This is a genomic window from Microbacterium sp. VKM Ac-2923 (assembly GCF_022815605.1).
Classification (GTDB): Bacteria; Actinomycetota; Actinomycetes; order Actinomycetales; family Microbacteriaceae; genus Microbacterium.
Genome location: NZ_JALGRP010000002.1, coordinates 182,065 through 207,702, shown reverse-complemented (window position 1 = coordinate 207,702; position 25,638 = coordinate 182,065). Strand labels below are relative to the sequence as shown.

Genomic DNA, 25,638 nt, shown 5'->3' with positions numbered 1-25,638 from the left:
CGACTCGGGCGTCCGCGTCACGACGCGTCGCCCGAGACTCCCCACCGGCGCAGGGCAGCACGGCTCGCGCGGGCGGCGTCCTCTTCGTCGTCATCGACGCTGCTCGCCGACACGGAGTCTTCGTGGGCAGAGAACTCTCCGCCTGCCTCCGCCTCGCGAGGAGGGGCGCTGCTGCGATTCGGTGCTCCGGGGGCGTTCCGGTCATCCGCGGTTCGGGCAGGAGCCCCGGTCCAGCCGTCGAGGTCGACGGGGGCGGTGGCATCCGGGTCGATGCCGTCCGGCTGGGGGAGCTGGTCGACATGGATGGCGCCGGTCTCGGCATCCGGATTCGTGCGGTCGTCCATGGCGACGGCGAGCGCCTCGGCGGCGGCCGCGCGATCGCGTTCGGCAGCGAGGTACAACGACAGCGCCTCGGGGTCGTACGCATCGGTCTGCATCGAGGTGTCGACGCCACCCGCCGCCGACACGGGCGGCACGCTCTCGACCAAGGCCATGGCGTCGTCGATGTCACTGCGGGTCTCGGGCACGATGTGGTCGCCGCGCACGCCGTCGGCGAGGGCGTCGAGCAGGGCCACCGCGTCGGTGACAACATCGGCCTGACCGGCGTCGTGTCCGTGGACGAGCCACCGGGCGAACTCCAACTCGGCGTACAGACGGGCGCGCTCGCGCAGCAGGGGGTCGGGGGAGCGGTCGCCGGCGGCGGCGTATCCTTCGTGCACGTCGTCGTCGGCGGCGGGGGCCGATGCCAACCACCGCAGGTCGACGGCGGGGTCGCCGACGCTGAGTCCCGACCATTCGAGGATGCCGACCACGTGCGGGACGCCGTCGGCGTCGTCGGCCAGGACGATCGAGGAGCTCGACGCCCCGCCGAGCACGACGGCGGATTCGAACCGCCAGAGCTCCTCGACCTCGAGCGCACGTCGCCAGCGCAGCATGAGGTCGTCGCTCACACGATGCGTGGCGTCCGCGCGATCGAGCAGGCGCCGGACGTCGTCGCGCACCTGCGCGGCCGAGCGAACCGGTAGCCCGTCGGTGCGCACGATGGATGCCGGAAGGGCGTGGACCGCCGCCAGCGCTCCGCCGATCGCGGGAGCGTAGCCAGGCCCCTTCGGCAGATGCGCGGGGTCGATGCGGTACCCCTCGATGTGGTCGACGACGAGCACGCGCTGTGCGCCGGAACCGCTCTCGCCGAGAACCTGGGGCACGGCGAAGGGCAGCAGGGCGCGGACGCCGGCTGTCAGGGCGTGCAGGGCTCGCGACTCGGCGGCGAGATCGTGCGCACCCTCTTCGTCTGCGGGCATGCGCACGACGACCTCGTGGCCGTCGCCGGTGCGCGCGAGCGCCGAGTCGAAACGTCCAGCCGCATTCTCGGTGAGCGCCCGGGCACTGGTGAACGCGGTGCCGGGCAGGGCCGTCGTCGCCGACGCAGCTAAAATGAGGGGCGAGCGTGCCATGCCTCCCAGGGTAGGTGGGCCCCTCGCTCCGTCGTCCGCGCCACGCCCTGACGGGGGGAGGTCGCGCGGGAACCGCCCCCATCCACCCGTGAGAGAGGTGCATCATGTCGTCTCCCGCATCCTCGCCGTCCTCGGCTCCCGAGGTGCGCGTCGACCGTTCGGGTGCGGAGCGCGAAGACGAGAGCCTGCTGGCTCGTGTCCTCACCGAGCCCGGCACCCGGATCCTCGCCGTCCGGCGCGACGCCGCGCCGATGACCGCGGGGCGTCTCGCCCTGGTGGACCTGCCGCGGCTGCGACGCGCGGCTTCCCCCACCGGCACCACCTCCGACGTCGAGGTCGTCCCCGCCCGCGCCGAACCGCTCGCCGCCGGGACCGTCGCCTCGACGGACGGCGCCTCGACGGACAGCGCCTCGATGGACAGCGCGTCGATGGACAGCGCGTCGATGGACCGCGCGTCGATGGACGGTGCCTCGGTGGAGCGTGCGTCGACGGACGGTGCCTCGACGGTGTCCCCCGCCGCCGACGTCGAGGCGCAGCCGTCCGTCGGCGAGTGCCCCGCCGTCCCCGGCGTGGGGCACTGGGCGTTCCTCGGCCGCGACGACGACAGGCACGCGGTGGTGCTGGCCGTCCTCGATGACTCCGCATCCGATCTGCTCGTTCCGGATGCCGTGTGGGCGCCGTTGCGCGCTGCGGGCGGCGAGCTGCCGGCCGGCGAGGCCGATCTGCTGACCACCGCGGTCGCTCTGGCCGGGTGGCTGCGCGACGCGCCCTTCTGCCCCGCGTGCGGTTCGCGGACGCTGACCGGGCACGCCGGCTGGTCACGACATTGCCCGGTGTGCGGGCGTGAGCACTTTCCGCGGACCGACCCGGCCGTCATCGTGCTGGTGACCTCTGCGGAGTCGGACGATCGGATCCTCCTCGGGGCGAACGCCGCCTGGGGTGGCCAGCGGTACTCGTGCTTCGCCGGTTTCGCCGAGGCGGGGGAGTCGCTCGAAGACGCCGTCGCGCGCGAGGTGCAGGAGGAGTCGGGTGTCCGGCTGCGCGACATCGCGTATCGGGGTTCGCAGGCGTGGCCGTATCCGCGTTCGCTGATGCTCGGTTTCCGGGCCCGGGTCGTCGATGACGGTGATGCGCGTGCCGACGGCCACGAAATCGTCGAGGTGCGGTGGTTCACGCGTGACGAGGTCGGTGCGGCTCTCCGCGGTGAGGCCGACGTGCAGTTGCCCGGCGCGGCGTCCATCGCGCGACGTCTCATCGACGACTGGTATCGGGGGATCGCATGACAGGGCCGCTCGACGGACTCGACGAGTATCAGCTCGAGGCAGCGCGCGCCCTGCGCGGTCCGGTCTGCGTGCTGGCGGGGGCGGGGACCGGCAAGACGCGGGTCATCACGCGGCGGATCGCCCACGGCGTCGACACGGGTGCGTACTCGCCCCAACGGGTCATGGCGGTGACGTTCACCGCGAAGGCGGCTGGGGAGATGCGTGGACGCCTTCGAGCCCTCGGCGTCTCCGGCGTCTCGGCCCGCACGTTCCACGCCGCCGCGCTCGCGCAGGTCAACTTCTTCTGGCCCACGCTCGCGGGCGACCAGGCTCCCTCCATCATCGACAACAAGGTGCGCATGCTGGCGCACGCCGCGGACGGCGTGGGGCTCGCACCCGACACCGCGACGCTGCGCGACGTCGCCGCGTCGATCGAGTGGCGGAAGGTCACGCTGCGCTCCATCGAGCGGTACGCCGCGGATCGTCCCGAGGGGGTCGGGCGGCTGGGCGTCGATCAGGTCGTCGCCTTGCAACGCGCGTACGAGAAGCTGAAAGACGATCGGCGTCAGATGGACTTCGAAGACGTGCTGCTGACGTGCGCGGGCATGATCGAGGCCGAGCCGCGGGTCGCAGCGGCCGTGCGCGAGCAGTACCGCCACTTCACCGTGGACGAGTACCAGGACGTCTCGCCCCTGCAGAACCGCGTGTTGGAGCTGTGGCTGGGCGACCGTCGTGACCTCTGCGTGGTGGGTGACGCGAGTCAGACGGTGTACTCGTTCACGGGCGCCGACGCACGCTACCTGTTGGACTTCGAGCGGACGCACGAAGATGCCCGCGTCATACGGCTCGAGCGCAACTACCGCTCGGCGGCCCCCGTACTCGCCGTGGCCAACGACCTCATGCGCGGTCGGGCGGGCGCTCTCGAACTGGTGGCCGCCAGCGCCCTGGACACCCCGACTCCCTCCGTGCGCGCGTTCGACGACGACGATGACGAAGCGGCCGCGGTGGCACGGTCCATCGCCGACTCGCTCGCGCGCGGCGTCGACCCTCACGACGTCGCGGTGCTCTACCGCGCTCACGCGCAGTCGGTGGCCCTGCTCGCGGCGCTGTCGGCCGTCGGGGTGGCGGCGTCGGTGCTCGGCGGGCGCAAATTCTTCGACCTGCCCGAGGTGCGCCAGGCCCTCATGGCCCTCCGCGCGGCCTCGGTCGCCCCGATGGAGACCGGCTTCCTCGCGACGGTGCGCGACGTGCTGCGAAGCATCGGACTCACCGACGATCCGCCCGCGGCCGGCGGAGCGCTGCGCGAAGCATGGGAGGCGCGGGCGGCATTGCTCCGCCTCGCCGAAGACGCGTCGGAGGGGACCGATCTGCGCTCGTTCACCGACGACCTGCAGGCACGTGCCCGCGACCAGCACGAGCCGACCACACGCACGGTGACGCTCGCCACCCTGCACGCGGCGAAGGGCCTGGAGTGGGACCACGTGTACCTCGTGGGGGTGAGTGAGGGGCTGCTGCCGATTTCGTACGCGAAGACGTTCGAGGCAGTCGACGAGGAACGCCGACTCGCCTACGTCGGCGTCACGCGAGCAGCGCGGACGCTATCGGTGAGCTGGGCACGAGGCCGGGGGCGGATGGAGCGATCTCCGTCTCGCTTCCTCCGGGAGATCGGCACTGACAGTCTTCGCTCGGCTGATGCAACTCCCAGGCCCGCCGGGACGAATCGGCGCGCAGGCGCAGCGACCTCGTCGTCGGCTCGGTCGGCGCGCTGAGCAGGAACCGGGCGGCTCGTCCCGCTTCGGCGGCGAGGGCGACGTCGACTTCCGGTCGCGGGCGCCCGAGGAGTTGCGCCGCGATCGTCGGCCACTGCGCGTCGTCGCGATGACGGTGGGCATCGAGGCAGGCGAGGCAGGCGGTGCGACCGGGCACCACGACGGGACCGACGGTGGCGCCACCGCCGTCGAGGGTGAGCGGGACGTGCGTCACGTCGTCGCGGACGAGACCGGCGGCGCGTCGCGGATCGACGCGGTAGGCGCCCAGCAGCACCACCCGCGTCCCCGCCGGCACCCGGGGCGCGGCCGCCCCCGCCCACGGCAGGACGCTCGCGCGTGGGGGCAGGGCGGCGAGGACGGCGCGGGCCGCGCGTGAGGGGAGGTCGTCGGCGACCTGCAGGGCGATCGGCTCCTGCCGCCGTCGTCGCGTGAGGGCGGGCGCGATCGCATCGAGCAGGCCGTCTGCTTCGCCGTCGGCGGCGCCGTGCAGGCCCGCGAGACCCCGCACCTCTGCCCGCGTCGTCCCCGTCACGAGCGCGGCGACCACGACATCGACCCAGGGAGCGACGATCGGGGCTCGCGCGACGGCGGGTGCGCCGAACTGCACGCGCCCGTCGTCGCGCCACAGCGGGGGAGCGGAGGAATCGAGTCGGATCATGGCTCGATCCTGACCCGCTCGTCACACCCGGATGCCGCTGTCCCCACCCTCCGGAGTGCATCCGCTGTTGGGGAGGAGCCGCGCCGCAGCCGTCGCACGCGATCGCGTCTCGCGCCCAACCCGGCGGCTCCACCCGCGCTCGCGCGCCGCCCGGCGGCTCCACCCGCGCTCGCGGCCCCGCCCGGCGGCTCCGCCCGCGCTCGCGCCCAACCCGGCGGCTCCACCCGCGCTCGCGCGCAGCACGCGTCGGGAGTCGCGCCCCGCACGAGTCGCGCGTCGCGCGTCGCGATCACGCCTCACGACGAACGCGCCCGGAGTGAGACCCCGGGCGCGTTCGACTGCGGCGTGTTACACCGGTCGCTGGTCGCCGGGCGCGGCCCCCTCGTCATCCGGTCGTTCATCGGTCGACGTGCCCGCGTCCCCGGCATCCCCCGAGGACGCCTCGTCCCGCCCGCCCTGCGCCTCTTCGGCGAGAAGCTGCGCGAGAGCGTCGTCCATGGCATCCGAGGGGGCGGCCTCGCCGCGCGACGCGGCGGTCAGACGAGCAATCAGCGCGGCAGGGTCGTCGATGTCGTCGGCTGTGGGCATGAGGTCGGGGTAGTCCCACAGGGCATCGCGGCCCTCGACGCCGACCGCGTCGGTCACCTGGCGCCACAGGGCGGCGGCTTCGCGCATGCGACGGGGGCGCAGTTCGAGGCCCACGAGGGAGCCGAGGGCCTGCTCGGCGGGGCCGCCGACCGCGCGGCGCCGGCGCACGGCCTCGGCGATACGCACCGCGGAGGGAAGGCGCGAGGTGGCGTCCTCGGTGACGACGTCGACCCAGCCCTCGATCGTGGCCAGCAGGTTCTCGAGCCGGGTGAGGGCCGCGGTCTGCTCCTCGGAGCGTTCGGGCAGCAGCGCCCCACTCTCGAGCGCGCCGCGCAGCTCTTCGGGCTGCGACGGGTCGAAACGCGAGGCGAGGTCTTCGAGGGCGTCGGTGTCGACGCGGATGCCGTGGGCGAAGTCGCGCACCTGCGAGATGACGTGCAGCCGCAGCCAGCGCGCGTGGCGGAACAGGCGAGCGTGCGCGAGCTCGCGCGTGGCCAGGTAGAGCGCCAACTGGTCCTCGGGGATTTCGAGGTCGCGGCCGAAATCAGCGAAGTTCTGCGGCAGGATGGCCGCTTCGCCGTCGGGCATGACGGGGATGCCGACGTCGCCCCCGCCCACGACCTCGGTCGAGAGGCGTCCGACGACGTGGCCGAGCTGGGTGGCGAAGAGCGAGCCGCCCACCGTGCGCATGAGGCGTCCGGCTCCGGCGATCATCTCCTGCATGTCATCGGGCACCTGCTGGCCGAGGGCCGCGGTCAGGGCGTCGGCGATGCTGGTGGCGACGGGTTCCGCGAGCTCTTGCCACACCGGCAGCGTGGCGGTGACCCAGGCGCCGCGAGTGACGGCACGGGGCGGGCGCGGCAGGTCGGCGATGGTGGTGGCCTCGCCCAGCCAGAGACCGGCGAGCGTGAAGGCCTGATCGAGGTCGGTCTGCTGACCGGTGGTCACGCCGAGCCCGTCTTGATTGGCGATGTGCAGCGCTTGGCGCTGGGCCAGGCTCCAGTCCACGCCCTCTTGCGTTCCCGCGAACGCGCCCTGCAGCTGGTTCATCACCTGCTGGAGCATGGCGGGGTCGATCTGCATCCCCGCCAGGCGCGAGAGCTGTTCCGGATCGATTCCGCTGGTGTCGCCCGACATCAGGCGGCGCATCAGCTCCTGGAATTCCTCCTCGGGGCTCTGGTCGTCGGGCCCGCGGTTCTCGTCTGCCATTTCGGCCGCCTTTCAGCCAGGTCTGGGGGAACGAGTCCTACGCTAGTCGCACGCTTCCCCGCATCTGCCGGCCCGGCCCCGCGCCGCTTACGCCGCGCGCGAACGACCCGGCAAAGGACCCCCCACTGTGACCTTGTTCGATGAGAACGTGTCCGTCGTGCCCGCTCCCCGCGAGCGGTGGCGCCGTCGCACGGTCGTCGGCGTCTGGGCTCTCGCGGTCGCCGCGATCGTTCTGCTCGTGCTCACCTTCCTGCCCTCGGCGTACGTCATCCAGCAGCCGGGTCCGGTCTTCAACACCCTGGGCACCTCGACCGACGCCGACGGTCAGGAAGTGCCGCTGATCTCCGTTCCCGACGAGGATGACTCCACCACGACAGGGCAGCTCGATCTGCTCACGGTCCAGGTGAGCGGAAATCGCGACCGCACGCCGAGCTGGCTGGAGCTCGCTTCGGCGTGGTTCGACCGCTCCCGCGCCGTCGTGCCCATCGACCGGATCTTCCCCGCGGGTCAGAGCACTGAGCAGCGCAACACCGAGAACGCCGCGCTCATGACCGACTCCCAGAACGAGGCCAGCGCTGCCGCCCTCCGCGAACTCGGTTACGACGTGCCCCAGCAGATCTCCGTCATGACGGTCGACGAGGCAGGAGCTTCCGCGGGCGCCCTGCAGCAGAACGACGTCATCACCTCCGTCGACGGCACGGCCGTCACGAGCGTCAGCGGCATCCGTTCGAAGGTCCAGGATGCCGCGGGGGCGCCCGTCGAGATCGAGTACGAGCGTGGCGGCATCGCCGGTTCCGTTCAGGTCACCCCGCGGGCGACCGAGGCCGACGGCGAGACGCAGTACCTCCTGGGTGTCGGCCTCCTGATCTCGTTCGATCTGCCCGTCGATGTCACGATCCAGCTGAATGACGTGGGTGGTCCGAGCGCCGGCATGATGTTCGCGCTCGGGATCATCGACAAGATGTCGCCCGGCGACCTGACCGGCGGCGAGCACTTCGCCGGCACCGGCACGATCGACGCCGACGGCAACGTCGGCCCCATCGGCGGCATCCGTCAGAAGTTGTACGGGGCCAGGGATGCCGGAGCCACGCTCTTTCTGGCGCCCGAGGCGAACTGCAACGAGGTCGTCGGCCATGTGCCCGATGGCATCCGGGTGTTCTCGACTTCGACTCTGCAGCAGTCCCTGACGGTGCTCGAGACGGTGCGCGACGGGGGCGACCTGGACGCCCTGCCGACGTGTGGCTCGGGATCGTAGCATTCACGGCTTACCCCGAGAAGGCCACGCCTAGGATGAAGGGGTGACCACGACCTCAGTTCCGAACCAGGCCACGCCTCCTAACCGCTCCCGACGGATCGTCTCGATCACCCTCGCTGTGATCGCAGCGCTGGTCGTGGCGTTCTTCGTCTTCGCCAACCTGTACTCCGACTGGCTGTGGTTCTCACAGCTCGGATTCACGGGCGTGCTCACCACCCAGTGGATCGGCCGCAGCGTGATGTTCGTCGTCGGCTTCCTGGCGATGGCGGTGCCGGTGTGGGGCGTCATCCAACTCGCCTACCGCCTGCGTCCGGTGTACGCACGCCTGAACTCCCAGCTCGATCGCTACCAAGAGGTCGTGGAGCCGCTGCGCCGCCTGGCGATGTGGGGGATCCCGATCTTCTTCGGTTTCTTCGCCGGCTTCGCCGCCTCCGCGCAATGGGAGACGACGTGGCTGTGGCTGAACGGAGTGGCCACCTCGGTCACCGACCCCCAGTTCGGCCTCGACACCGGGTTCTACCTGTTCGGGATGCCGTTCTACGCCGCCGCCCTCGGGTTCGCCTCCGCGGTGGTCCTGGTGTGCCTGCTGCTGACCGGCATCGTGTCGTACCTGTACGGATCCGTCCGGGTCGGTCAGCGCGAACTGCGCATCTCCAAGGCCGCCCGCATCCAGCTCGCGATCCTGGCCGGCCTCTACCTGCTGCTGCAGGGCGCGAGCCTCTGGCTCGACCGCTTCCGCACGCTCGTGGAGCCGTCCGAGCGCATCACCGGCCCCGGCTACGTGGGTGCCAACGCCGTTATCCCCGGGCAGACGATCCTCGCGATCGCCGCCGTCATCGTCGCTTTGGCCTTCTTCGTCACGGCGTTCCTCGGGCGCTGGCGCTACCCGCTCATCGGCACCGCGCTGCTCGTGGTGTCGGCCATCGTCGTGGGCGCGGCGATCCCGTGGGCCGTCACTACGTTCCAGGTGCGTCCGAACGAGCTCGCGCTCGAGAGCCAGTACTACCAGCGCAACCTCGAGGGGACGAAGGCCGCCTACGGCATCGACAAGGTCGAGAAGGAGAACTTCCAGGCCACCACCGAGGCCGAGGCCGGACAGCTTCGCAACGACGCCGAGTCCACCGCGCAGCTGCGCATCATGGACCCCGCGATCATCGGTCCGACCGTTCGTCAGCTCGAGCAGTACCGTGCCTACTACCAGTTCCAGAACCCGCTCGACGTCGACCGCTACACGATCAACGGGCAGACGCAGGACACCGTGGTGTCGTTGCGCGAGCTCAACATCGGTCAGCTGGGCGACGCGGCCTCGTGGCAGAACACCACCCTCGTCTACACCCACGGCTACGGCATGGTCGCGGCCGCGGGCAACGAGCGCACGGCCGACGGTGACCCCGTCTTCCTCGAGCAGGCGATCCCCGGCACCGGGTTCCTCACCGACCTCAACTACGAGCCGCGCGTGTATTTCGGCGAGCAGTCGCCGCCGTACTCCATCGTCGGCGGGCCCGAGGGCGGCGAGCAGATCGAGCTCGACTACCCGCTGGGCGCCGACGGCGGCACCGAGACGCGCACGACCTTCGCGGGCGACGGCGGTCCGAGCGTGGGCAACGTGTTCAACCGACTCATTTACGCGTTGAAGTTCCAGTCGGAGCAGATCCTGTTCTCGGACTACGTCAACTCCGACTCGCAGATCCTGTACGACCGCAAGCCCGCAGAGCGTGTGCAGAAGGTCGCGCCCTACCTGACGCTCGACAGCGACCCGTACCCCACGGTCGTCGACGGCCGCATCAAGTGGGTCATCGACGGGTACACGACGAGCGCGAACTACCCGTACTCCTCGGGTGTCTCGCTCTCGCGCGCGATCGCCGACTCCAACAACCCGGCACCGACGTATGCGCTGGATGACATCAACTACATCCGCAACTCGGTCAAGGCCACCGTCGACGCCTACGACGGTTCCGTCGAGCTGTACGCGTGGGATGACGAGGACCCGCTGCTCAAGGCGTGGCAGAACATCTACCCGACGTCGTTGAAGCCGTGGAGCGAGATGTCGGCCGACCTCATGAGCCACGTGCGTTACCCCACCGACCTCATGAAGGTGCAGCGCTCGATGCTCGGCGTCTACCACGTCGACGATGCCCGCTCGTTCTTCCAGCAGGACAACCGCTGGACCACCCCGAACGACCCGCAGGACCCGGCGACCTTCCAGCCGCCGTACTACCTGACGATGAAGATGCCGAGCCAGGAGGCACCGACCTACTCGATGTTCACCAGCTTCATCCCGGCATCCCAGGGTGGGCAGGCGCGTAACGTCCTGACCGGCTATCTCGCCGTGGACTCCAACGCCGGCGACGAGATGGGCACGAAGCGCGACGATTACGGTCGCCTCAGGATGCTGGTGATCGACGCGGCCACGACGGTACCGGGACCGGGCCAGGTGCAGAACACCTTCGACTCCGATACGAACGTCTCGTCGCAGATCAACATCCTTCAGCAGGGGCAGTCGCAGGTGCTCAACGGCAATCTGCTCACGCTCCCCGTCGGCGGCGGTCTGCTCTACGTGCAGCCTGTGTTCGTGCAGTCGTCCGGTGACACCAAGTTGCCGCAGCTGCGCCGCGTCCTCGTCGCGTTCGGCAATGAGATCGCCTTCGAGAACACGCTGAGCGAAGCGCTCGACACACTGTTCGGCGGCGACTCGGGTGCGAACACCGGAGACGAAGCCGTGACCCCGAGCGACCAGGGCGAGGGCGGCACGGGCGAGGGCGGTACCACGCCGGCTCCCGGCGGCGATTACGCCGCTGCGCTTCAGGAAGCCGGAGACGCGCTGACGGCACGACAGGCCGCGCTCACCAGCGGTGACCTGGCCGCGTTCGCCCAGCAGGACGCCCGCCTCACCGCGGCCGTCCAGCGCCTGCTGGCGCTCGAGGCGGAGGGCCAGGGCGGAGAGGCCACCCCGACCCCGACGCCCGAGGCCACGCCCGCGGGCTGACATCCCTCACCGACGCCGGCGCTCCGCTTCTGCGGGGCGCCGGCGTCGTTCGTGCGCCCGGCTCCTGCGGCGGGCGACATCGGTCCCGCGCGGCGTCCGCGCCGCTGAGTGCCGTCGCACCTCGGTCGAGTGTCCACAACACCTGGAGGAGTTTCGCGGGTGTCCGGGTGTCGTGGACACTGAGCGTGACGATGCGCCGCCGGGCACGCATCCTGGGTCGAGTGTCCACAACACCCGGAGTATGTTTCACGGGCGTCCGCGTGTCCTGGACACTCACCCCAACGACAGGCCCCACACCTGCGACCCCATGCCGGCGCGGTGCGCGCCGGGTCACGCGGTCAGGAACCACCACCAGATCAGCAGCATCGTCGTGCCGAACCCGGCGATCTGGTTCAGCCAGAGGAAGCGGTTCCATCCGGCGGTGGCGCGGTCGCTCTCGGCATCCGTCACGTTTCGATAGGGCCAGCACACCACCAGGTACGGGATCACGAGCACCGCCGCGAGCGGGCCGGGCCACGCGGTGAACAGCATCGCGACGCCGGCCAGGGCGTAGGCGACCAGGGCGAAGCGCACGGTCCACCGCGCTCCGCGGGCGGTCGCGATCGACGAGATGTCGGCGGCGCGGTCGGCCTCGACGTCCTGCACGGCACCGAACGCGTGCGAGGCGATGCCCCACAGCGCGAAGGCGACGAGCACGAATACGAGCTGCGGAGTCCAGACGGCGCCGGCGAGCACGAGACCGTACACGGCGGGCGAGAAGAAGTGGATGCTGCTGGTCATCGAGTCCGCGAACGGCCGCTCCTTCAACCGCAGCGGCGGGGCGGAGTAGAACACCACGAAGAACAGGCTGAGCGCCAGCACGAGCCACGACAGCGGCGACCCGACGATCACCAGATACACCACGAACGGCACGCACGACAGCGCGGAGGCCCACAGCGTGATCGGGTGCATGCGCTTGTCGAGCACGGCGCCGTGCGTGCCGCCCTTGCGGGGGTTCCGCAGGTCGGACTCGTAGTCGAACACGTCGTTCACGCCGTACATCGCGAGGTTGTACGGCACGAGGAAGAACACGATGCCCACGATCAGCGGCACGTCGATCTGCCGGGTGGTGAGCAGGTACGCGGCGGCGAAGGGGAAGGCCGTGTTGATCCAGCTCACCGGTCGAGACGACACGAACAGTTCGCGCAGTACGCGGCCGGGAGTCAGGGCGGCGGGGGAGGTCATGCGGTGCCCTTCCGAGACGAACGCGGCGAGGTCGGGGAGTCCGCCGGGCGCGGGTTGCGCGGCGAGAAGAGGGTGAACAGTGCCGGCACGAGGAACGCGGCGCACAAGGGATAGGCGAAGTCCTCGATCGGGGCGAGGCCCAGCTTCCATCCGCTCAGATGTTCGTCGGGATACGAGAACAGGTCGGCGGCGATCATGAGGTTGTCGAACACCAGGGTGAGCCCGACCAGCACGAGGGCGGTGAGACCCGAGGATGCCATCCGCTCGGCGAAGCGCGGATGCTGTCGCGTCGCGAGGGTCACCAGCAGGGTGACGATCATGAAGGGGGCGACGATCAGCGGGTAGGTCACGCGGGCTCCCGCAGGCGTCGCGCCGCCGCCCGCCGCTGGAACACGGCGTACAGGACGATGGCGAGGTAGCTCAGGAACACCAGGAAGAAGATCTCCTCGAGGGGGAGGTGCGGGGCGAGGGTCACGCCGATGAGAAGCGGACTGTCGCCCTTGACGAAGACGCCGGTGGCGATGCCCACGAGGTCCCACGCGAGGAAGAACAGTGTCGACACCAGTACCGCCGCCGTCGTGCGGACCGGCGCGACGCGCAACGCCAGCGAGTACTTCACATCGATCGCGATCATGCCGGCCAGGGAGAAGAGGATCGCGCCGAGGTAGATCCCCGGCACCTCAGACCGCCGCGTGCACGGGCTCTGCGAGAGGACCGGCGGTGGTGTCGCCCGTCAGACGCTTGACCACGAGCTCGGCCGAGATGAGGCACATCGGCAGCCCGATGCCCGGCAGCACCGAGGTTCCCGCGTAGTACAGGTTGCGCACCTTGCGCGAGCGGTTCTTCGGTCGGAAGATCGCGCTCTGGGTCAGCGTGTGCGCGAGGCCGAGGGAGTTGCCGTGCCACGCGTGCAGGTCGTTCGCGAAGTCCTCGGGCGCGATCGTGCGGCGCACGACGATGCGCTCGGCGAGATCCGGGATGCCGGTCCACCCGGCGATCTGCGCGATGACGCGGTCCGCGGCCTCCTCGATGCGCGCATCACCGGCGCCCGAGACGCCGCCGCGTCCGCTCTCGGGGTCGGCGGGCACGGGGACGAGCACGAAGAGGTTCTCGTGGCCCTCGGGCGCCACCGAGTCGTCCGAGGCGCTCGGTCGGCAGATGTAGATCGACGCCGGATCGGGGATCTTCTTGTCCGCCCCGAAGATGGCGTCGAAGTTCGTGTGCCAGTCGTCGGTGAACAGCAGCGTGTGGTGGGTGAGCTGGGGGAGCTCGCCCTTGACACCGAGCAGCAGCAGCAGGGCACCGGGACTCGGAACCTTGTCCTTCCACCACTTCTCGGGGTACTGGCGGTCCTTCTCTTCGAGCAGGTCGTTCTCGGTGTGGTGCAGGTCGGCGCCCGAGACCACGGCATCCGCCGAGATGACCCGCCCGTCGGCCAGGCGCACGCCACGGGCGGTGCCCGACTCGGTGATGATGGCATCCACCGGGGTCGACGTCTCGATGCGGACGCCGCGTTCGCGCGCCAGCTTCTCGATCGCCGAGATGATCTCGGTCATGCCGCCCTTGGGGTACAGCACGCCGTCGCCCAGGTCGAGATGGCTCATCAGGTGGTACAGGCTCGGCACCTCGAAGGGCGAGCCGCCGAGGAACACCGCCGGGTAGGCGAGGATCTGCTGCAGCCTCTTGTTCGTGAAGTCCGTCGTCACGCGTTTCCACAGGGTGCGGGTGAGCAGCGGGATGAGGGTGGGGAGGCGCTTCACGAGCGCCGGGTCCCGCAGCCCCTTCGTGGACGAGTACGGGTCGTACAAGAACTTCGACGTCGACAGCTCGTAGGCGTCTTTGGCGGAGTCGAGGTAGGCGTCGATGTTGTCGCCCGAGCCCGGCTCGTGCTCCTCGAAGAGGGCGCGTACGGCCTCGCGTCCCGAGACGATGTCGATCGGGTCGCCCTTCCCGGGAGGGCCGTAGACGCGGTACGCGGGGTCGAGACGCACCAGGTCCAGCTGCTCCGCGGCGCTCGTGCCGAGCAGCCGGAAGAAGTGGTCGAAGACCTCGGGCATGAGGTACCAGCTGGGGCCGGTGTCGAAGCGGAAGCCGTCGCTCTCCCACGAACCTGCGCGACCGCCCAGGGCGTCACGGGCCTCGAAGAGCTGGACGTCGTGTCCGCGGTCGGCGAGCAGGGCCGCGGTGCCGAGGCCGGCGATCCCGCCTCCGACGACGACGATGCGCTGGGCGCTCATGAGCGGGAACCTTTCGGAGGACGCCCGAGGAGGGCGCGGGCGGCGAGGGTGGCTTTGACACCGTCGGGGACGCGGACGCGCGGGGCGCCGGCGGGAGAGGAGCGAAGGCGGCGCGACAGCTCGGCGAACAGGTCGTGCGCGGTGGTGACGGCGGCGCGGCAGTCGGGCGGCAGGTGCGGGATGACGGATGCCGCGGAGACGAGGTCGGCGTCGATCCGGTCGAGCACCGCGATGCGTCGGTCGTCGTCGGCCGCGCCGTCGAGGTAGTCGCGGCCGAGGCGGTCGGCGTCGTCGGCGAGATCGCGGAGGAAGTTCACGTCTTGGAACGCCGCCCCCAGTCGCCGGGCGCCGTCGACGAGGTCGGCCGCGGGGCGGGCGGGGGCCGACATCCCGGCGTTGAGGAACACCTGCAGGCACATCAGCCCGACGACCTCCGCCGAGCCGTAGACGTACTCGTCGTGCGAGAGGTCGTCGTGGGCGGCGGTGTCGATGTCGGTGCGCATCGAGGCGAAGAACGGGGCGATCAGGTCGGCGCCGATGCCGCATTCGCGCGCGGTCCGGGCGAACGCGTGCACGACGAGGTTGGCGCTGAATCCGGAGGAGATGGCATCCATCACCTCGGTCTCGAGACCGTCGAGGACGGCGCGTTCGCGCTCGGGGGAGAGGCCGGCGTCGTGGGCGGGGCCGTCGACGATCTCGTCGGCGACGCGCACCAGGGCGTAGATGTTCCGCACGTGCGGGCGGGGCCGGGCGCCGAGCAGCCGGGTCGCCACGCCGAACGACGTGGAGTACCGATTGATGACGGCGGCCGCGGCGTCGTCGGCCGTCTGCGAATAGAGTTCGAGTCCCGTGTGGGCGGGGCTCACGGAACGCGCTCCGCCACGGTGTCGACGAGGTCGAGCAGCATGGATTTGCACCCCGACGGAAGGGTGGCGCCTTCGACGATCATCGTCGCTTCTTCGAGCGTCTCGTAGACCATCCGCTCGAGGGCCTTGCGTGCACCGGATGCCGCCAGCGCGGCCTGCGCGGCACGGATCGCGACCGGTCCGGTGTGGGCCTGAGCGAGCGCCTGACTCACCTCGGGCCAGTCGGCGGTCTCGCGGGCGAGGGAGATGAGGTGCGTCTTCTTCGCCTCGCGGAGGTCGCATCCCTCGTCTTTGCCCGAGACGGCGGGGGTGCCGAACGCGCCGATGAGGTCGTCGATGAGTTGGTAGGCCAAGCCGAGACGCTCGCCGAAGCGTTCGAGGGCGTGGAGCGACGCCTCACTCGCGCCGGCCATGACGGCTCCGGCTTGCAGTGGCGCCGAGAACGAATACACGGCCGTCTTGTCGCGCGTGGCCTTGAGCACGGTCATCGCGTCGACGTCGCCCGCGGAGACCGCGTTCTCGACGTCGGCCAGTTCTCCCGCGGCCGAGACGATGACCGCCTCTTCGACGAGGCGCAGCAGCTCGGCGCGCATGCCGGCCGGCACATCGGCGAGAGCGACGAGGCGGCCCGCCTCGTGCAGCAGCATGTCGCCGGCCAGGATGCCCGCGGCGTTGCCGAGCAGGGCGGCTCCGTCTTCGTCGGCGCCCTTCTCGAGACCGCGCTGGCGGAACTCGCCGCCGATGTTCGGGATGCCGCGTCGCTCGAGGTCGTGGTCGATGACGTCGTCGTGCACGACGAACGCGGTGTGCAGCAGTTCGAAGGCCGCTGCCACCTGCCAGAGTGCCGAGAGGGCCACGCCGTCGCCGTCGAGGGTGTCGTAGGCGGCGGCGACGAGCAGGGGGCGGAAGCGCTTGCCTCCGGAGGCCGCGCGCCGGATCGCGGATGCCAGTGCGCGGGCGCCGTCGCCGAGCGGGACGACGCGGTACTCCAGACGTTCGAGGGCCGTGTCGATCGCGTCCTCGATCTCCTGCCGAGCGGTGGGGGCGGAGGGGACCGCGACGATCACGATGCTCTCCTCGCGGCGAGCGGAGCGTTGAACAGGTGAAGTTGTTCAGCCTGCAGCACGAGCCAGGGGCTGAAAGCCCAGGGAGTGGCGGCGATCGAGGCGGCGAGGTCGAGGGGGTCGACCCAGCGGTATTCGGCCACCTCATCGGGGTTGGGCCGAGGTTCGGCGTCGGTGCGGGCGACGTACACCGGGCAGATCTCGTGCTCGACGATGCCGCTGGCGTCGACGGCGCGGTAGCGGAAGTGCGGCAGGGCGAGCTCCAGGTCGCCCACCCGCAGCCCGACCTCGAAGTCGGCGCGACGGTGAACGGCGGCTGCGATCGGTTCTCCGGGCGCGGGGTGGCCGCAGAACGAGTTCGTCCACACTCCTGGCCACGTCTTCTTGTGCAGCGCGCGGCGGGTGACGAGCACCTGGCCGTCGCTGTTGATCACGTGGCACGAGAAGGCGAGGTGCAGAGGTGTGTCGGTTCCGTGCACACTCGCCTTGGGCGCGGTGCCGGTCTCGCCTCCGAAGTCGTCCAGGAGGACGACATATTCGGTCTCGCTCATCGTGCCTCCCGTTTGCTAGTTTAGCTAGCGATGTGAGCCTGACTATACCCAGCCGGAAAGAGGGTGTCCACCGTGACAAGCCCTGCGTCGACCTTTGATAGTCGCTCGTCCGTGACCCGGTCGCTGCGCGCCATTCAGACGCTCAGTGACGCCCTGGATCGCATGCACAGCGGCATGAAGGGCGACATGGACATGAACGCCAGCGACCTCGCGACGCTGCGCATGCTCACCATTCGCGAGCATCGAGGGCAGATGGTCAGCCCGCACGATGTGGCGACGCATCTGCGGATCTCGACGGCCTCGACGACGAAGCTCATCGACCGCCTCGTGGCGTCGGGTCACCTCGAGCGTCGGCCCCACCCCTCCGACGGTCGCGCGCGGGTGGTGGTGCTCACCGAGAAGTCCCGTCGGGAGTTCTTCCGGCACTTCGGTGTGCATCTCGGAGCCATGCGCGGGATCGCCGATCGTTTCGACGACGCGCAGCTGGCGACGGTGACCCGCTTCATGGACGAACTGACCGAGGCCCTGACGACGCAGGACTGATCGCCCCCGTCGGCGGATGACCCCGAGCCTGACGCCGGGCCGGGTGCTTCTTCCCGCCCGCCTGCCTGCCCGGACGTCCCTGAGCCTGTCGAAGAGTCCGGATCCCGCCTGTTCTACAGCTGAGCGACCGCACCCCGCGCGACGCGCACGCCGACGTCGTCGAATGCGTCGCGTGGCCGCCCACCGCGACGCGCGCTCGCGCGTACGAGTGCCGGGGCATCCGACCAGCCCCCGCCCCGGAATACCCGGGAGTCGTCGCCGCCCGCCGCATCGTATGGATCCATGCACCACTCCCAGACGTTGCCGAGAGTGTCGAACAACCCGTGCAGGTTCGGCAGACGGGCTCCCACCTCCGACGGGTGTCCGACGCCGTCCGAGGCGGTCCAGGCCACCTCGCGAATGGGGCCGTACGCGGAGGAGGTGGAGCCGGCGCGGCACGCGTACTCCCACTCGTCCTCGGTGGGCAGACGGAAGCCGTCGGCTTCGGCATCCGTCGCGACGACCTCACCGTCGTACGAATACACCGGATCGAGCCCCTCCCACTCGCTCAGGGCGTTGCACAGGCGGATCGCGCGGAGCCAGCTGATCTGCGTCGCCGGACGCCGGGGATCACGTGACGGGATGCCGAGGAGTTCGGCGAGCTGCTCCTCGGTGACGGGGTAGACGCCGATCTCGAAAGCCTCGACGACGATCTCGCGGCGCTCCGCGCCTCGCTGGTCGCCGCGCAGCACGCGGCCGGCGGGGATGGATGCCATCTCGACGTCTGTCAACGGTGCTCACCATTCCTCGGTCAGGGAGCTCCAGCGCGCCGGGCGGCGACGTGAAGGCTCAATGACCAAGCGTGACGCACATTTTCCGCGGTGGGTCCGGGGTGGCGTCAACGCCCCGCGGTGTTTTCGTCAGGAGCAGACGAGTTCCGCATTCGCTCGCACACTCGCGCCGCTCGGCGCCTGTGACGCGGAGACGGGTGTGCGAACAGTTTCGGTGTCGAGGTCGGCGTGCTCGTGGACCGCGGAGCAGTACGACCGCGATCCGCGCCACACGGCCCGGTGGGACGGGACGGTGTCGCCGCAGTTCTCGCAGCGGACCGCGGTGCTGCCGTACAGGAACGTGTTGACGCCGTTTCGCATGCGCGTGGAAATGTTCATCGTGTTTCTCTCCTCGACCCTGTCCTGCAACCCCGAAACCTCCGGGGTGGAGCGGGTCACGTGACCGACGTTACGTGGACCCCACAGGGCGGATAAGGTGCTTCGGGATTTCCTTGGGTGATCTTGCGATTCCGTCGCTTCCTTGAGAAACTCCTGCGTCGACGTCGGTGTCGCCGACTTGACGGCGGACGAGAATTTTCGCCGGGCGACGGCCGATCCCGTCTCCCCGGCTACGCCAGCTGCACCATCCACAGGTCGCTGTCGCCGGTGACGAACAGCCGCTTCTCGTCCGCGTCGAAGGTGCAGTTGCTGACGACGTGCGGGGTCGGGATGACACCGAGGCGTCGTCCCGTCTCGTCGACGATGACCACGCCGGCCTCGCTCGAGATCCACAGCCACTCGCGGCTGTCGACGACGAAGCCGTCGGGGATGCCGGCATCCACCCCGGCGAAGAAGCGCGGCGATCCGAGCGTCTCGCCGTCCCAGTCGCAGGCCACGACCCGGGGGAGTCCCTCGGAGTTCGACTCCGCGACGTAAAGGGTGCGCTCGTCGCGGCTGAAGGCCAAACCGTTGGGTTGATCGAGGTCGACCATGCGCTGGAGACCCGCACCGCTGCGCCACCGGTACACGCTCTGGTGGGGCAGTGCCGGGTTCGCCGGGTACCCCTCGCGCGGGTCCGAGATCCCGTACGTCGGATCGGTGAACCAGATCGCCCCATCGGATGCCACCACGAGGTCGTTCGGCGAGTTCAGCGGTTCGCCTTCGAAGGCGTCGACCAGCAGCTCGGTGCCGTTCGCGTCAGTGCGGCTGATGCCGCGCCGGCCGTGCTCGGCCTGGACCAGACGGCCCTCGGCATCCATCGCGTTGCCGTTGGCGAAGTTCGAGCGGTCGCGGACGGTGACGATGCTGCCGTCCTCACGCCAGGCCAGGGTGCGGCGTCCGATCACGTCGCTGAAGACGAGGGATCGTTCCTCGGGCCACCACACGGGGCCTTCGGCCCAGGTGGCGTCGGCGTAGAGCGAGAGCAGGCGCGATGTCGGCGGGAGGACGGCGGCGAGGCGTTCGTCCCAGACGCGCGGCGGCGCGATGTCGACGGGCTCGGGGGAGCGGGGGGCCTGGAGGATCTGACCGTCGAGGGGGAGGGGCATTCCGCCAGTCAAACGGACCGGCGTCGGCGTGAAGAGCGGGTTGACGTCTTCACCCGAACGGATGCCGTGTCGGGGCGCCAGGGGAGGAGGTGAACTGCACGAGCATCTGCCAGCAGGGTTCGTCGCCCACTGTGCCCGAGAGATGCCCGCGGTCGCTGTCGATCTCGTCGGTTTCGACGTCCTGTCCGAAATGGATGTCTCCAGGGCCCATCTCGACCCGCGCGCCATCTTGCGTCGCGAGGAACCAGCGCCCGCGCAGCGGAATGACCCACTGAGGATGGGGAGATGGATGCCAGTCCCCGACCCAGCCGGTGGGGAGCACGGCGAAGACCACCGCGGAGACCTCACCCGGGAAAGGACGCATCCATTGCGGGTCAGCCCCGCCTCCGACGCTCTGCAGGCCGAAGCCGCGCATGATCGACTCGTCGAGTCGGCTCCTCCCGTCGAGCCCGGTCCACATGTGCACGAAGGGCAGCGTCGGCGGACTGTCGGCGACGCGGCCATCGTCATCGAGAGGTGCGGTGGTGGTCGTGTGCATGCGACCAGTCAATCTGCGAAACCGCTCACGGGTGAAGGGTTGACGGACGGGCCGCCCGGAACAACGCCGAAGGGCGCCACCGACTCTCGTCGGCGACGCCCTCCAAGGACGCTTGGCGCGTCAGGCCTTGCTGCGGCGGTTGCGGCGGGCCGTCGCGGCAACGGCGACCGTCGCGCCGGCGAGGACGAGGGCGCCACCGCCGACCCAGAAGCCGAGGAGCGAGTTCGCGTCCATACCCGTCACAGCCAGCGAGTCGCTTCCGCCGGCGCTACCGCCGGCGTTCGTCGTGCCGCCGCCGCTCGTGCCGCCGCCGACCGATGCGCCGCCGCCGGACGCACCGCCGCCGGACGCGAGGGGGCCCGAGGCGGTGAGGCTGTACGAGCCCACCTGCGGGTCGGGAAGGGTGACGTCGGCCGCGGCGGATCCGGACGCGTCAGCGGTCTTGGTGACCGAGGCGGCGGTCACCTGCTGACCCGCGGTGGCGATGTTGGCGCCGGTGACGCCCACGCCCACGAGGGTGAAGGTGACCTGCGAGCCGGCTTCGTATCCGGCGAAGCCGTACGAGCCGTCTTCCGTGACCGTGATGGTCTGCGAACCGGGGGCGGTGGGGACGTATGCCTGGGCGACCACGGGGGTCGCGACGAGGAGTGCGCCGGCGAGGGCGAGCGAGGCGCCGGCTTTTGCGAGGGTGAGTTTCATGAAGGTCTGCTTTCGAATTCGGGCAACCAGGGATAGGTGGTCCGCGTTCGTGCTATCCCGTAACGACGCAAGGGGAGGACAACAATGATGCGGGAATGTACTGACTGAAAGACCATCCTGAGTATTGCTTAGGCGGTTCATGGACGCAAGCTGAAAGCATTTCCGCGACATTAATTTTCGGGATCGCGTCCGCGGACGGCCCTGACCGCCCACCGGCGTCACCGCAGAACGGCGCCCGCCGCGCCCGTGCACGCGGCCCGAACGGTGGGGCTCAGGGTCGAGTCCGCCGTGGGAGTGAGGAGGGCTTCGGCTTCGGTTGCCGTCGAGACGGCCGTCGCGGTGATCTCGATCTGAGCCGTCGCCTGGGGTGCCACGGTTGCGCCGACGGTGAGGACCTCGCGCCCATCGAGGGTCGAACGCGTGAACTCGGTGCCGGACGAGGTCGTCGTCGTGACCGGGGTCCACCCCTCGGGAAGATAGACGTCGGTGACCACGGTGGCCACGCCGGGCGCGGTTCCGTACACGCCGTTGCCCGTCACGTAGGCGGGCAGCGAGGTCGACGCGTCCGCCGGAGCCGTATTCGACAGGGTGAGGGTCAGCGTCACCTCGCGCGTGGAGGCGTCCGCCGAGGTTCGGCAGGATCCCCAGCGAAGGTCGGCCTTCGGCGCGATGTAGTAGCTCATCTTCGATCCGGTGCCGTCGTTGAGGTAGACGCCGAATCGTGCGGTTCGTCCGTTGCTCGCCGGCAGCTGCCCGGCGAGCGTCGTCCCCTCGATCACGGATTGTTCCGTCGGCTCCGCCGCCCACACCAGCACTCGGCGTTCCTCGACTCCTCGGGCGAGGGCGGCGATCAACCCCGGCGTGGAGCCCTGGCCCTCCCGGAGGGCCTCGAAGACGGCCCCCGTGGCGCCCGCGAAGAATGCGTCCTGCGCGGCCGGATCCGCGTAGCGCCGGTAGGTGTCGTCCAGCAGGAGGGGAACGGCATTGTCGCCCGTGAGCGATTCGCCGTCGGGCAGTGCGACCGGGCCGGTGGCCTCGAGCAGATACGACAGCACCACCGGGTCCACGGCCATCACCCCGTCGACCTCCCGCCCGGTCTGCTGGCGGTACATCTCCCGCGCCAGAGGACCGTCCGTCGGAAAGTCCGGGATCTGCGTGAGGTTGTGGAAGTACCGCGCAGGTCGTGTCTCGTAGATCTTCTGGACATCGGAGGGAAGCTCGACCACGGGCCCCGAGATGCCCCGCGACAGGGATGTCGCGGAATGCGTCTCGACCAGCGACAGGGCGCCGTGATCAGCGCTGAGCTCGATGGCGGTGCCGGAGACGCCGCCGAGGGAGCGCCACTCGGCGTTGTTCTGCACGAGCAGCAAGTAGGTGCGGGGGCCGTCCTGGCCCAACATCGAGGGGAGCAGCTCTGTCGCCCGCCGCAGGGCATCGATTGCGCTGGCCGCCGCGTCGTAGGTCGACCGGGCCTGGTCAACGGCGGTCGCGACCACCCCGACGAGTGGCGTCCGGTCGATCGCGTCGACGTCAGCCGCGGCGCCGGTCGCCGCGTCGGCGGCCGACCGCGCGGGGGCGGTCAGGGTGCTCAGCGCCGTGGTGTCGAGACGGCCGTCGTGCGGACGGAGGTCATCGAGCGAGACATCCCGCGCGGCGATGGCGAGCGGCAGAAGACTGTCGGCGAACAGCCGGTCCGACGCGGACGCGACGGTTGCGAAAGCCGCCAGTTGCGGGCCGATCCACGGGGTGCTCGCCGCGATGGCCCAGACGGGGTCCGACGTCAGGTCATGGGCCGCGCTCGCCTCCGTGGCCAGCTGCTCGAGGGCAGGGGTCGCCTGGTTCGGATCGGACGTGACGGATGCCGCGGCCGTCGGTGCGAGGGAGCGGATCGCCGAGAGGTGCTGGTACGCCAGGGCGCCGCGCACGCCCACCCACGCGGACAGGAGAGCAGCCACGATGAGCAGGGCCCCGACGACGAGCGCGGATATCCTCGCCGCTTTTCGATTCGCCAGGGGAAATGATGACGACGTCTTGTTGCGGTCCTGAGCTGTTCGCGTTGCTTCGCGACGCCGACCCTCCGATCTGGTGGGCGTTTCGTTCACGCTTCCCGCCGTACGCTCCGCGCCGTGCGGCGGGAAGCCGCGCTGGTACCGGTCGAATCCTCCCGCCCACCGTTCGCACCGGCGGCGCCATCCGGCCGCGCGACCCGTGGTTCCCGCCGCCCGAACCTGCCCTTGGCGGGCGCTTCCCTGTAGCCGTAGCCGTAGCCGTAGCCGTATCCATATGCGGCGTAGTACGAATCTGGTCCGCGCGTGGGCACCATCGACATGATGAAGCCGGCGAGCTTCGCGCCCACCGTGGTGAGCGCTTCAGTCGCCCCCGTCAGTTGATGGCGCGTCGTGCGGCCGGCGGCGACGACCATCAGCGCGCCGCTCGTCACCCGCGCAAGGATCGCGGCATCGGTGACCGGAAGGAGGGGAGGGGCGTCGCACAGGACGACGTCGAAAGCGTTCTCCAGTGACTCGAGCAACGCCCCCATGTGGTGAGATCCGAGGAGCTCGCTCGGATTGGGCGGAATCTTGCCCGCGGGGAGCACATACAGACTGCGACCGCCCCAAGGCTGCATCACGTCACGAACATCGGCTCGTCCGATCAACACATCGGTCAAACCGACGCCGCCTTCGATGCCGAGGTACTCGGCGACCTTCGGCTTGCGAAGATCGGTGTCGAGAAGTGCCACGCGTTTGCCGGCGTCCGCCAAAGCGATCGCCAGGTTGATCGTCGTCGTGGATTTTCCCTCGCTCTGCACCGAGCTGGTGACAACGAAGCTCGAGCGACCCCCCATGTCGAGGAACTGCAGGTTCGTCCGAAGCGCGCGGAAAGACTCTGCACGCGGGCTGAGAGGGTCAGCGTGAAGAATGAGCGGTCGCTCCTTCGCCCTGACGTCGAAGGCGATGGCTCCGATGCCGGGTGCCGAGGTGATCGCCTCGGCATCGCGAGGGGTGCGGACTTTCGTGTCGAGCCGCGTGCGCAGGATAGCGATACCCACACCGAGCAGGAGGCCGACCATCGTGCCCAGCAGCAGGTTGATGGTGACGTTGGGCGACACGGGCTGTGTCGCCGGCTCGGCGTCCCGCACTCGGCTCAGGCGCACGGGGCTGGAGCCGTCATCCGCCTCAGGCTCGAGTTGCGGCACCACGGAAGACAGGCTCGCGGCCACAGCATTTGCGATGTCGGCCGCGCGAACCGCATTGGTGTCCGTGGCCGTCACGGTGATGAGAGTTGAGTTCTGCCCCGCGGAGGCGGCGATGGACCCGCCCAGAGTCGCCGCGGTGGAATTCAGGCGCAGCGTGCTGATCACCGGGTCGAGGACGACGGGAGTCGTGACGAGTCCGACATAGGTGTTGATGCGCGCCTGGGTGAAGCTCGAACCCTGCTGCAGTTCTGCGGCCGTACTCCCCACCTGGGTCGAAACGAAGACGGTGCTCTCAGACTCGTACGTGGGAGTGCGCGTGAGGGTGTAGCCGGTCGCTACTCCGAGACCGAGGAAAGTGAGCACGACGATGACGAGCCAATTCTTGCGGAGGGTGCGGACGTAGTCGTTGAGCTCCATGGTGCCTCTCGGAGAGGATCTGACGGCCTTGTGAGGCCGAATGAGAATAGGGCATCAGTCTGGCACACGGAATGTTTCGAACTTGCTTACGGGGCGCAAAACTATCCTCAGTTCATCGCCGAGTGAACGGGCAGTCAATGGTCTTGAAACCGCCCGCAACGCGCGCCACCGAAGCGCGCTACGAATGCGCGAGTCGCACCAGTCGTTCAACGTGAACGAGTCCGGGGGTAAGCTGCTCGGCGGCGAGTCGGTACGTCGCCGCCGAGTGACGGAACGGATCTACGACATCGTCTTCATCCAGCCCCACCGGCTGTGGCGACATGCCCCGTCGAGCGGAAACAGCCGCCAACATCCCCCTGATCCTGTGGTGGGGTGAGGCGCCTCCGGATGCGTGCGAGGTGGCGGCTGCACGGAGGTCTGCGTCGGTGATGTCGGCGCAGAGACGACCTAGTTCGCGAATCGTGAAAGTGTTGCGCACGCGGGCTGGGGCAAGCTCAACCACTTCTCGCCGATGCTCGCGAGCCATGGCCAGAATGAGGTCGGCCGAGCGGATGTGCTCCGGTTGCATGCGCTGCGAGCGATGCGCGGCGACGAGCTCGATGGCGACCCCGCCTGCCGCAGCGACAGCGGCGGCCTCTGGCGGCATCTGCATCCCGTCTCGCGTCCGAGTTCCGACGCTCCGCAGGGCAACCCCCATGTCCGACAGGCGCGTTCGAAGGAGGAGTTCAGCCAACGGCGAGCGGCAAAGATTGCCGGTGCATACAGCAACAATTTCGAGCACGATGACCCATTTCGTCGAGAGCCAGACGTCGCATTCGCGCGGTGA

The 25,638-nt window shown here is 69.8% G+C and carries 22 protein-coding genes; 6 read left to right on the top strand and 16 right to left on the bottom strand.

Annotation, left to right across the window (positions count from 1 at the left end; all coding sequences use genetic code 11):
- Positions 1–17: 17 nt before the first annotated feature.
- Positions 18–1,454 carry an aminoglycoside phosphotransferase gene (locus MT347_RS04140; RefSeq protein WP_243498347.1) on the bottom strand — a complete coding sequence of 479 codons (1,437 nt, stop codon included), beginning with the start codon at positions 1,452–1,454 and terminating at the stop codon, positions 18–20.
- A 104-nt stretch (positions 1,455–1,558) separates the two neighbouring features.
- On the opposite strand from MT347_RS04140, the gene nudC reads away from it, so the two are divergent.
- Both nudC and MT347_RS04130 read left to right on the top strand, forming a co-directional pair.
- On the top strand, positions 1,559–2,737 hold the full coding sequence (gene nudC / locus MT347_RS18345; RefSeq protein WP_308194201.1) for an NAD(+) diphosphatase: 1,179 nt from the start codon (positions 1,559–1,561) through the stop codon (positions 2,735–2,737).
- Positions 2,734–4,485, top strand: coding sequence for an ATP-dependent helicase (locus tag MT347_RS04130; protein WP_243498346.1), 1,752 nt, complete (start codon positions 2,734–2,736; stop codon positions 4,483–4,485). The genes nudC and MT347_RS04130 overlap by 4 nt, the downstream gene beginning before the upstream one ends.
- A gap of 1,006 nt (positions 4,486–5,491) precedes the next feature.
- Here MT347_RS04130 and MT347_RS04125 read toward each other — a convergent pair.
- Entirely contained in the window at positions 5,492–6,940 is a 1,449-nt protein-coding gene (locus MT347_RS04125; protein ID WP_243498345.1) for a zinc-dependent metalloprotease, read from the bottom strand.
- 127 nt (positions 6,941–7,067) lie between these two features.
- Between MT347_RS04125 and MT347_RS04120 the strand changes: the two genes are divergently transcribed.
- Together MT347_RS04120 and MT347_RS04115 are read left to right on the top strand one after the other, a co-directional pair.
- Positions 7,068–8,195 carry a S16 family serine protease gene (locus MT347_RS04120; RefSeq protein ID WP_243498344.1) on the top strand — a complete coding sequence of 376 codons (1,128 nt, stop codon included), beginning with the start codon at positions 7,068–7,070 and terminating at the stop codon, positions 8,193–8,195.
- A 43-nt stretch (positions 8,196–8,238) separates the two neighbouring features.
- The gene (locus tag MT347_RS04115; RefSeq protein WP_243498343.1) at positions 8,239–11,181 is read left to right on the top strand and encodes a UPF0182 family protein; all 2,943 of its coding nucleotides are present in this window, start codon (positions 8,239–8,241) and stop codon (positions 11,179–11,181) included.
- A 330-nt stretch (positions 11,182–11,511) separates the two neighbouring features.
- Here MT347_RS04115 and MT347_RS04110 read toward each other — a convergent pair whose 3' ends face one another.
- The 7 genes from MT347_RS04110 to idi are packed head-to-tail and all read right to left on the bottom strand — an operon-like array spanning position 11,512 to position 17,123.
- Positions 11,512–12,405: a prenyltransferase gene (locus tag MT347_RS04110; protein ID WP_243498342.1), complete on the bottom strand. Its 894-nt coding sequence runs from the start codon at positions 12,403–12,405 to the stop codon at positions 11,512–11,514.
- Positions 12,402–12,755 carry a lycopene cyclase domain-containing protein gene (locus MT347_RS04105; protein WP_243498341.1) on the bottom strand — a complete coding sequence of 118 codons (354 nt, stop codon included), beginning with the start codon at positions 12,753–12,755 and terminating at the stop codon, positions 12,402–12,404. Before MT347_RS04105 ends, MT347_RS04110 begins: the two co-directional genes overlap by 4 nt.
- A complete protein-coding gene (locus MT347_RS04100; protein ID WP_243498340.1) occupies positions 12,752–13,084 on the bottom strand; it encodes a lycopene cyclase domain-containing protein in 333 nt (110 codons plus the stop codon). The genes MT347_RS04105 and MT347_RS04100 overlap by 4 nt, the downstream gene beginning before the upstream one ends.
- Position 13,085: 1 nt before the next feature.
- Positions 13,086–14,642: a phytoene desaturase family protein gene (gene crtI / locus MT347_RS04095; protein WP_243498339.1), complete on the bottom strand. Its 1,557-nt coding sequence runs from the start codon at positions 14,640–14,642 to the stop codon at positions 13,086–13,088.
- The gene (locus MT347_RS04090; protein WP_243498338.1) at positions 14,639–15,508 is read right to left on the bottom strand and encodes a squalene/phytoene synthase family protein; all 870 of its coding nucleotides are present in this window, start codon (positions 15,506–15,508) and stop codon (positions 14,639–14,641) included. The genes crtI and MT347_RS04090 overlap by 4 nt, the downstream gene beginning before the upstream one ends.
- Positions 15,505–16,575 (bottom strand): polyprenyl synthetase family protein, encoded by a 1,071-nt coding sequence (locus MT347_RS04085; RefSeq protein WP_243498337.1) that lies wholly within the window; start codon positions 16,573–16,575, stop codon positions 15,505–15,507. Before MT347_RS04085 ends, MT347_RS04090 begins: the two co-directional genes overlap by 4 nt.
- Positions 16,572–17,123, bottom strand: coding sequence for an isopentenyl-diphosphate Delta-isomerase (gene idi, locus MT347_RS04080; protein WP_243498336.1), 552 nt, complete (start codon positions 17,121–17,123; stop codon positions 16,572–16,574). Before idi ends, MT347_RS04085 begins: the two co-directional genes overlap by 4 nt.
- Positions 17,124–17,234: 111 nt before the next feature.
- Between idi and MT347_RS04075 the strand changes: the two genes are divergently transcribed.
- Complete coding sequence (locus MT347_RS04075) at positions 17,235–17,666, top strand: MarR family transcriptional regulator (RefSeq protein WP_308194200.1); 432 nt, start codon at positions 17,235–17,237, stop codon at positions 17,664–17,666.
- A gap of 113 nt (positions 17,667–17,779) precedes the next feature.
- On the opposite strand, the gene MT347_RS04070 is transcribed toward MT347_RS04075, so the two are convergent.
- Positions 17,780–18,436 (bottom strand): SUMF1/EgtB/PvdO family nonheme iron enzyme, encoded by a 657-nt coding sequence (locus tag MT347_RS04070; RefSeq protein WP_243498335.1) that lies wholly within the window; start codon positions 18,434–18,436, stop codon positions 17,780–17,782.
- A gap of 61 nt (positions 18,437–18,497) precedes the next feature.
- Here MT347_RS04070 and MT347_RS04065 point away from each other — a divergent pair, with 61 nt between their 5' ends.
- Positions 18,498–18,878 (top strand): hypothetical protein, encoded by a 381-nt coding sequence (locus tag MT347_RS04065; protein ID WP_243498333.1) that lies wholly within the window; start codon positions 18,498–18,500, stop codon positions 18,876–18,878.
- Positions 18,879–19,044: 166 nt separating this feature from the next.
- Here MT347_RS04065 and MT347_RS04060 read toward each other — a convergent pair whose 3' ends face one another.
- The 6 genes from MT347_RS04060 to MT347_RS04035 all read right to left on the bottom strand — a co-directional run bounded on the left by MT347_RS04060 (position 19,045) and on the right by MT347_RS04035 (position 25,593).
- Positions 19,045–19,962, bottom strand: coding sequence for an SMP-30/gluconolactonase/LRE family protein (locus MT347_RS04060; RefSeq protein WP_243498331.1), 918 nt, complete (start codon positions 19,960–19,962; stop codon positions 19,045–19,047).
- A 49-nt stretch (positions 19,963–20,011) separates the two neighbouring features.
- Positions 20,012–20,500 carry a hypothetical protein gene (locus tag MT347_RS04055; protein WP_243498329.1) on the bottom strand — a complete coding sequence of 163 codons (489 nt, stop codon included), beginning with the start codon at positions 20,498–20,500 and terminating at the stop codon, positions 20,012–20,014.
- 120 nt (positions 20,501–20,620) lie between these two features.
- Positions 20,621–21,199: a hypothetical protein gene (locus MT347_RS04050; protein ID WP_243498327.1), complete on the bottom strand. Its 579-nt coding sequence runs from the start codon at positions 21,197–21,199 to the stop codon at positions 20,621–20,623.
- A gap of 218 nt (positions 21,200–21,417) precedes the next feature.
- Positions 21,418–23,154, bottom strand: a complete 1,737-nt coding sequence (locus MT347_RS04045; RefSeq protein WP_243498325.1) for a DUF4012 domain-containing protein — start codon at positions 23,152–23,154, stop codon at positions 21,418–21,420.
- A 143-nt stretch (positions 23,155–23,297) separates the two neighbouring features.
- Positions 23,298–24,812: a polysaccharide biosynthesis tyrosine autokinase gene (locus MT347_RS04040; protein ID WP_243498323.1), complete on the bottom strand. Its 1,515-nt coding sequence runs from the start codon at positions 24,810–24,812 to the stop codon at positions 23,298–23,300.
- A 178-nt stretch (positions 24,813–24,990) separates the two neighbouring features.
- Positions 24,991–25,593 (bottom strand): low molecular weight phosphatase family protein, encoded by a 603-nt coding sequence (locus MT347_RS04035; RefSeq protein ID WP_243498321.1) that lies wholly within the window; start codon positions 25,591–25,593, stop codon positions 24,991–24,993.
- Positions 25,594–25,638: the final 45 nt, after the last annotated feature.

Coding starts and splice junctions, on each gene's coding strand:
- MT347_RS04140 (WP_243498347.1), bottom strand. CDS start 1,454: ATGGCACGCTCGCCCCTCATTTTAGCTGCGTCGGCGACGACGGCCCTG.
- MT347_RS04040 (WP_243498323.1), bottom strand. CDS start 24,812: ATGGAGCTCAACGACTACGTCCGCACCCTCCGCAAGAATTGGCTCGTC.
- MT347_RS04065 (WP_243498333.1), top strand. CDS start 18,498: ATGACCAAGCGTGACGCACATTTTCCGCGGTGGGTCCGGGGTGGCGTC.
- MT347_RS04050 (WP_243498327.1), bottom strand. CDS start 21,199: ATGAAACTCACCCTCGCAAAAGCCGGCGCCTCGCTCGCCCTCGCCGGC.
- idi (WP_243498336.1), bottom strand. CDS start 17,123: ATGAGCGAGACCGAATATGTCGTCCTCCTGGACGACTTCGGAGGCGAG.
- nudC (WP_308194201.1), top strand. CDS start 1,559: ATGTCGTCTCCCGCATCCTCGCCGTCCTCGGCTCCCGAGGTGCGCGTC.
- crtI (WP_243498339.1), bottom strand. CDS start 14,642: ATGAGCGCCCAGCGCATCGTCGTCGTCGGAGGCGGGATCGCCGGCCTC.
- MT347_RS04060 (WP_243498331.1), bottom strand. CDS start 19,962: ATGCCCCTCCCCCTCGACGGTCAGATCCTCCAGGCCCCCCGCTCCCCC.
- MT347_RS04125 (WP_243498345.1), bottom strand. CDS start 6,940: ATGGCAGACGAGAACCGCGGGCCCGACGACCAGAGCCCCGAGGAGGAA.
- MT347_RS04130 (WP_243498346.1), top strand. CDS start 2,734: ATGACAGGGCCGCTCGACGGACTCGACGAGTATCAGCTCGAGGCAGCG.
- MT347_RS04110 (WP_243498342.1), bottom strand. CDS start 12,405: ATGACCTCCCCCGCCGCCCTGACTCCCGGCCGCGTACTGCGCGAACTG.
- MT347_RS04055 (WP_243498329.1), bottom strand. CDS start 20,500: ATGCACACGACCACCACCGCACCTCTCGATGACGATGGCCGCGTCGCC.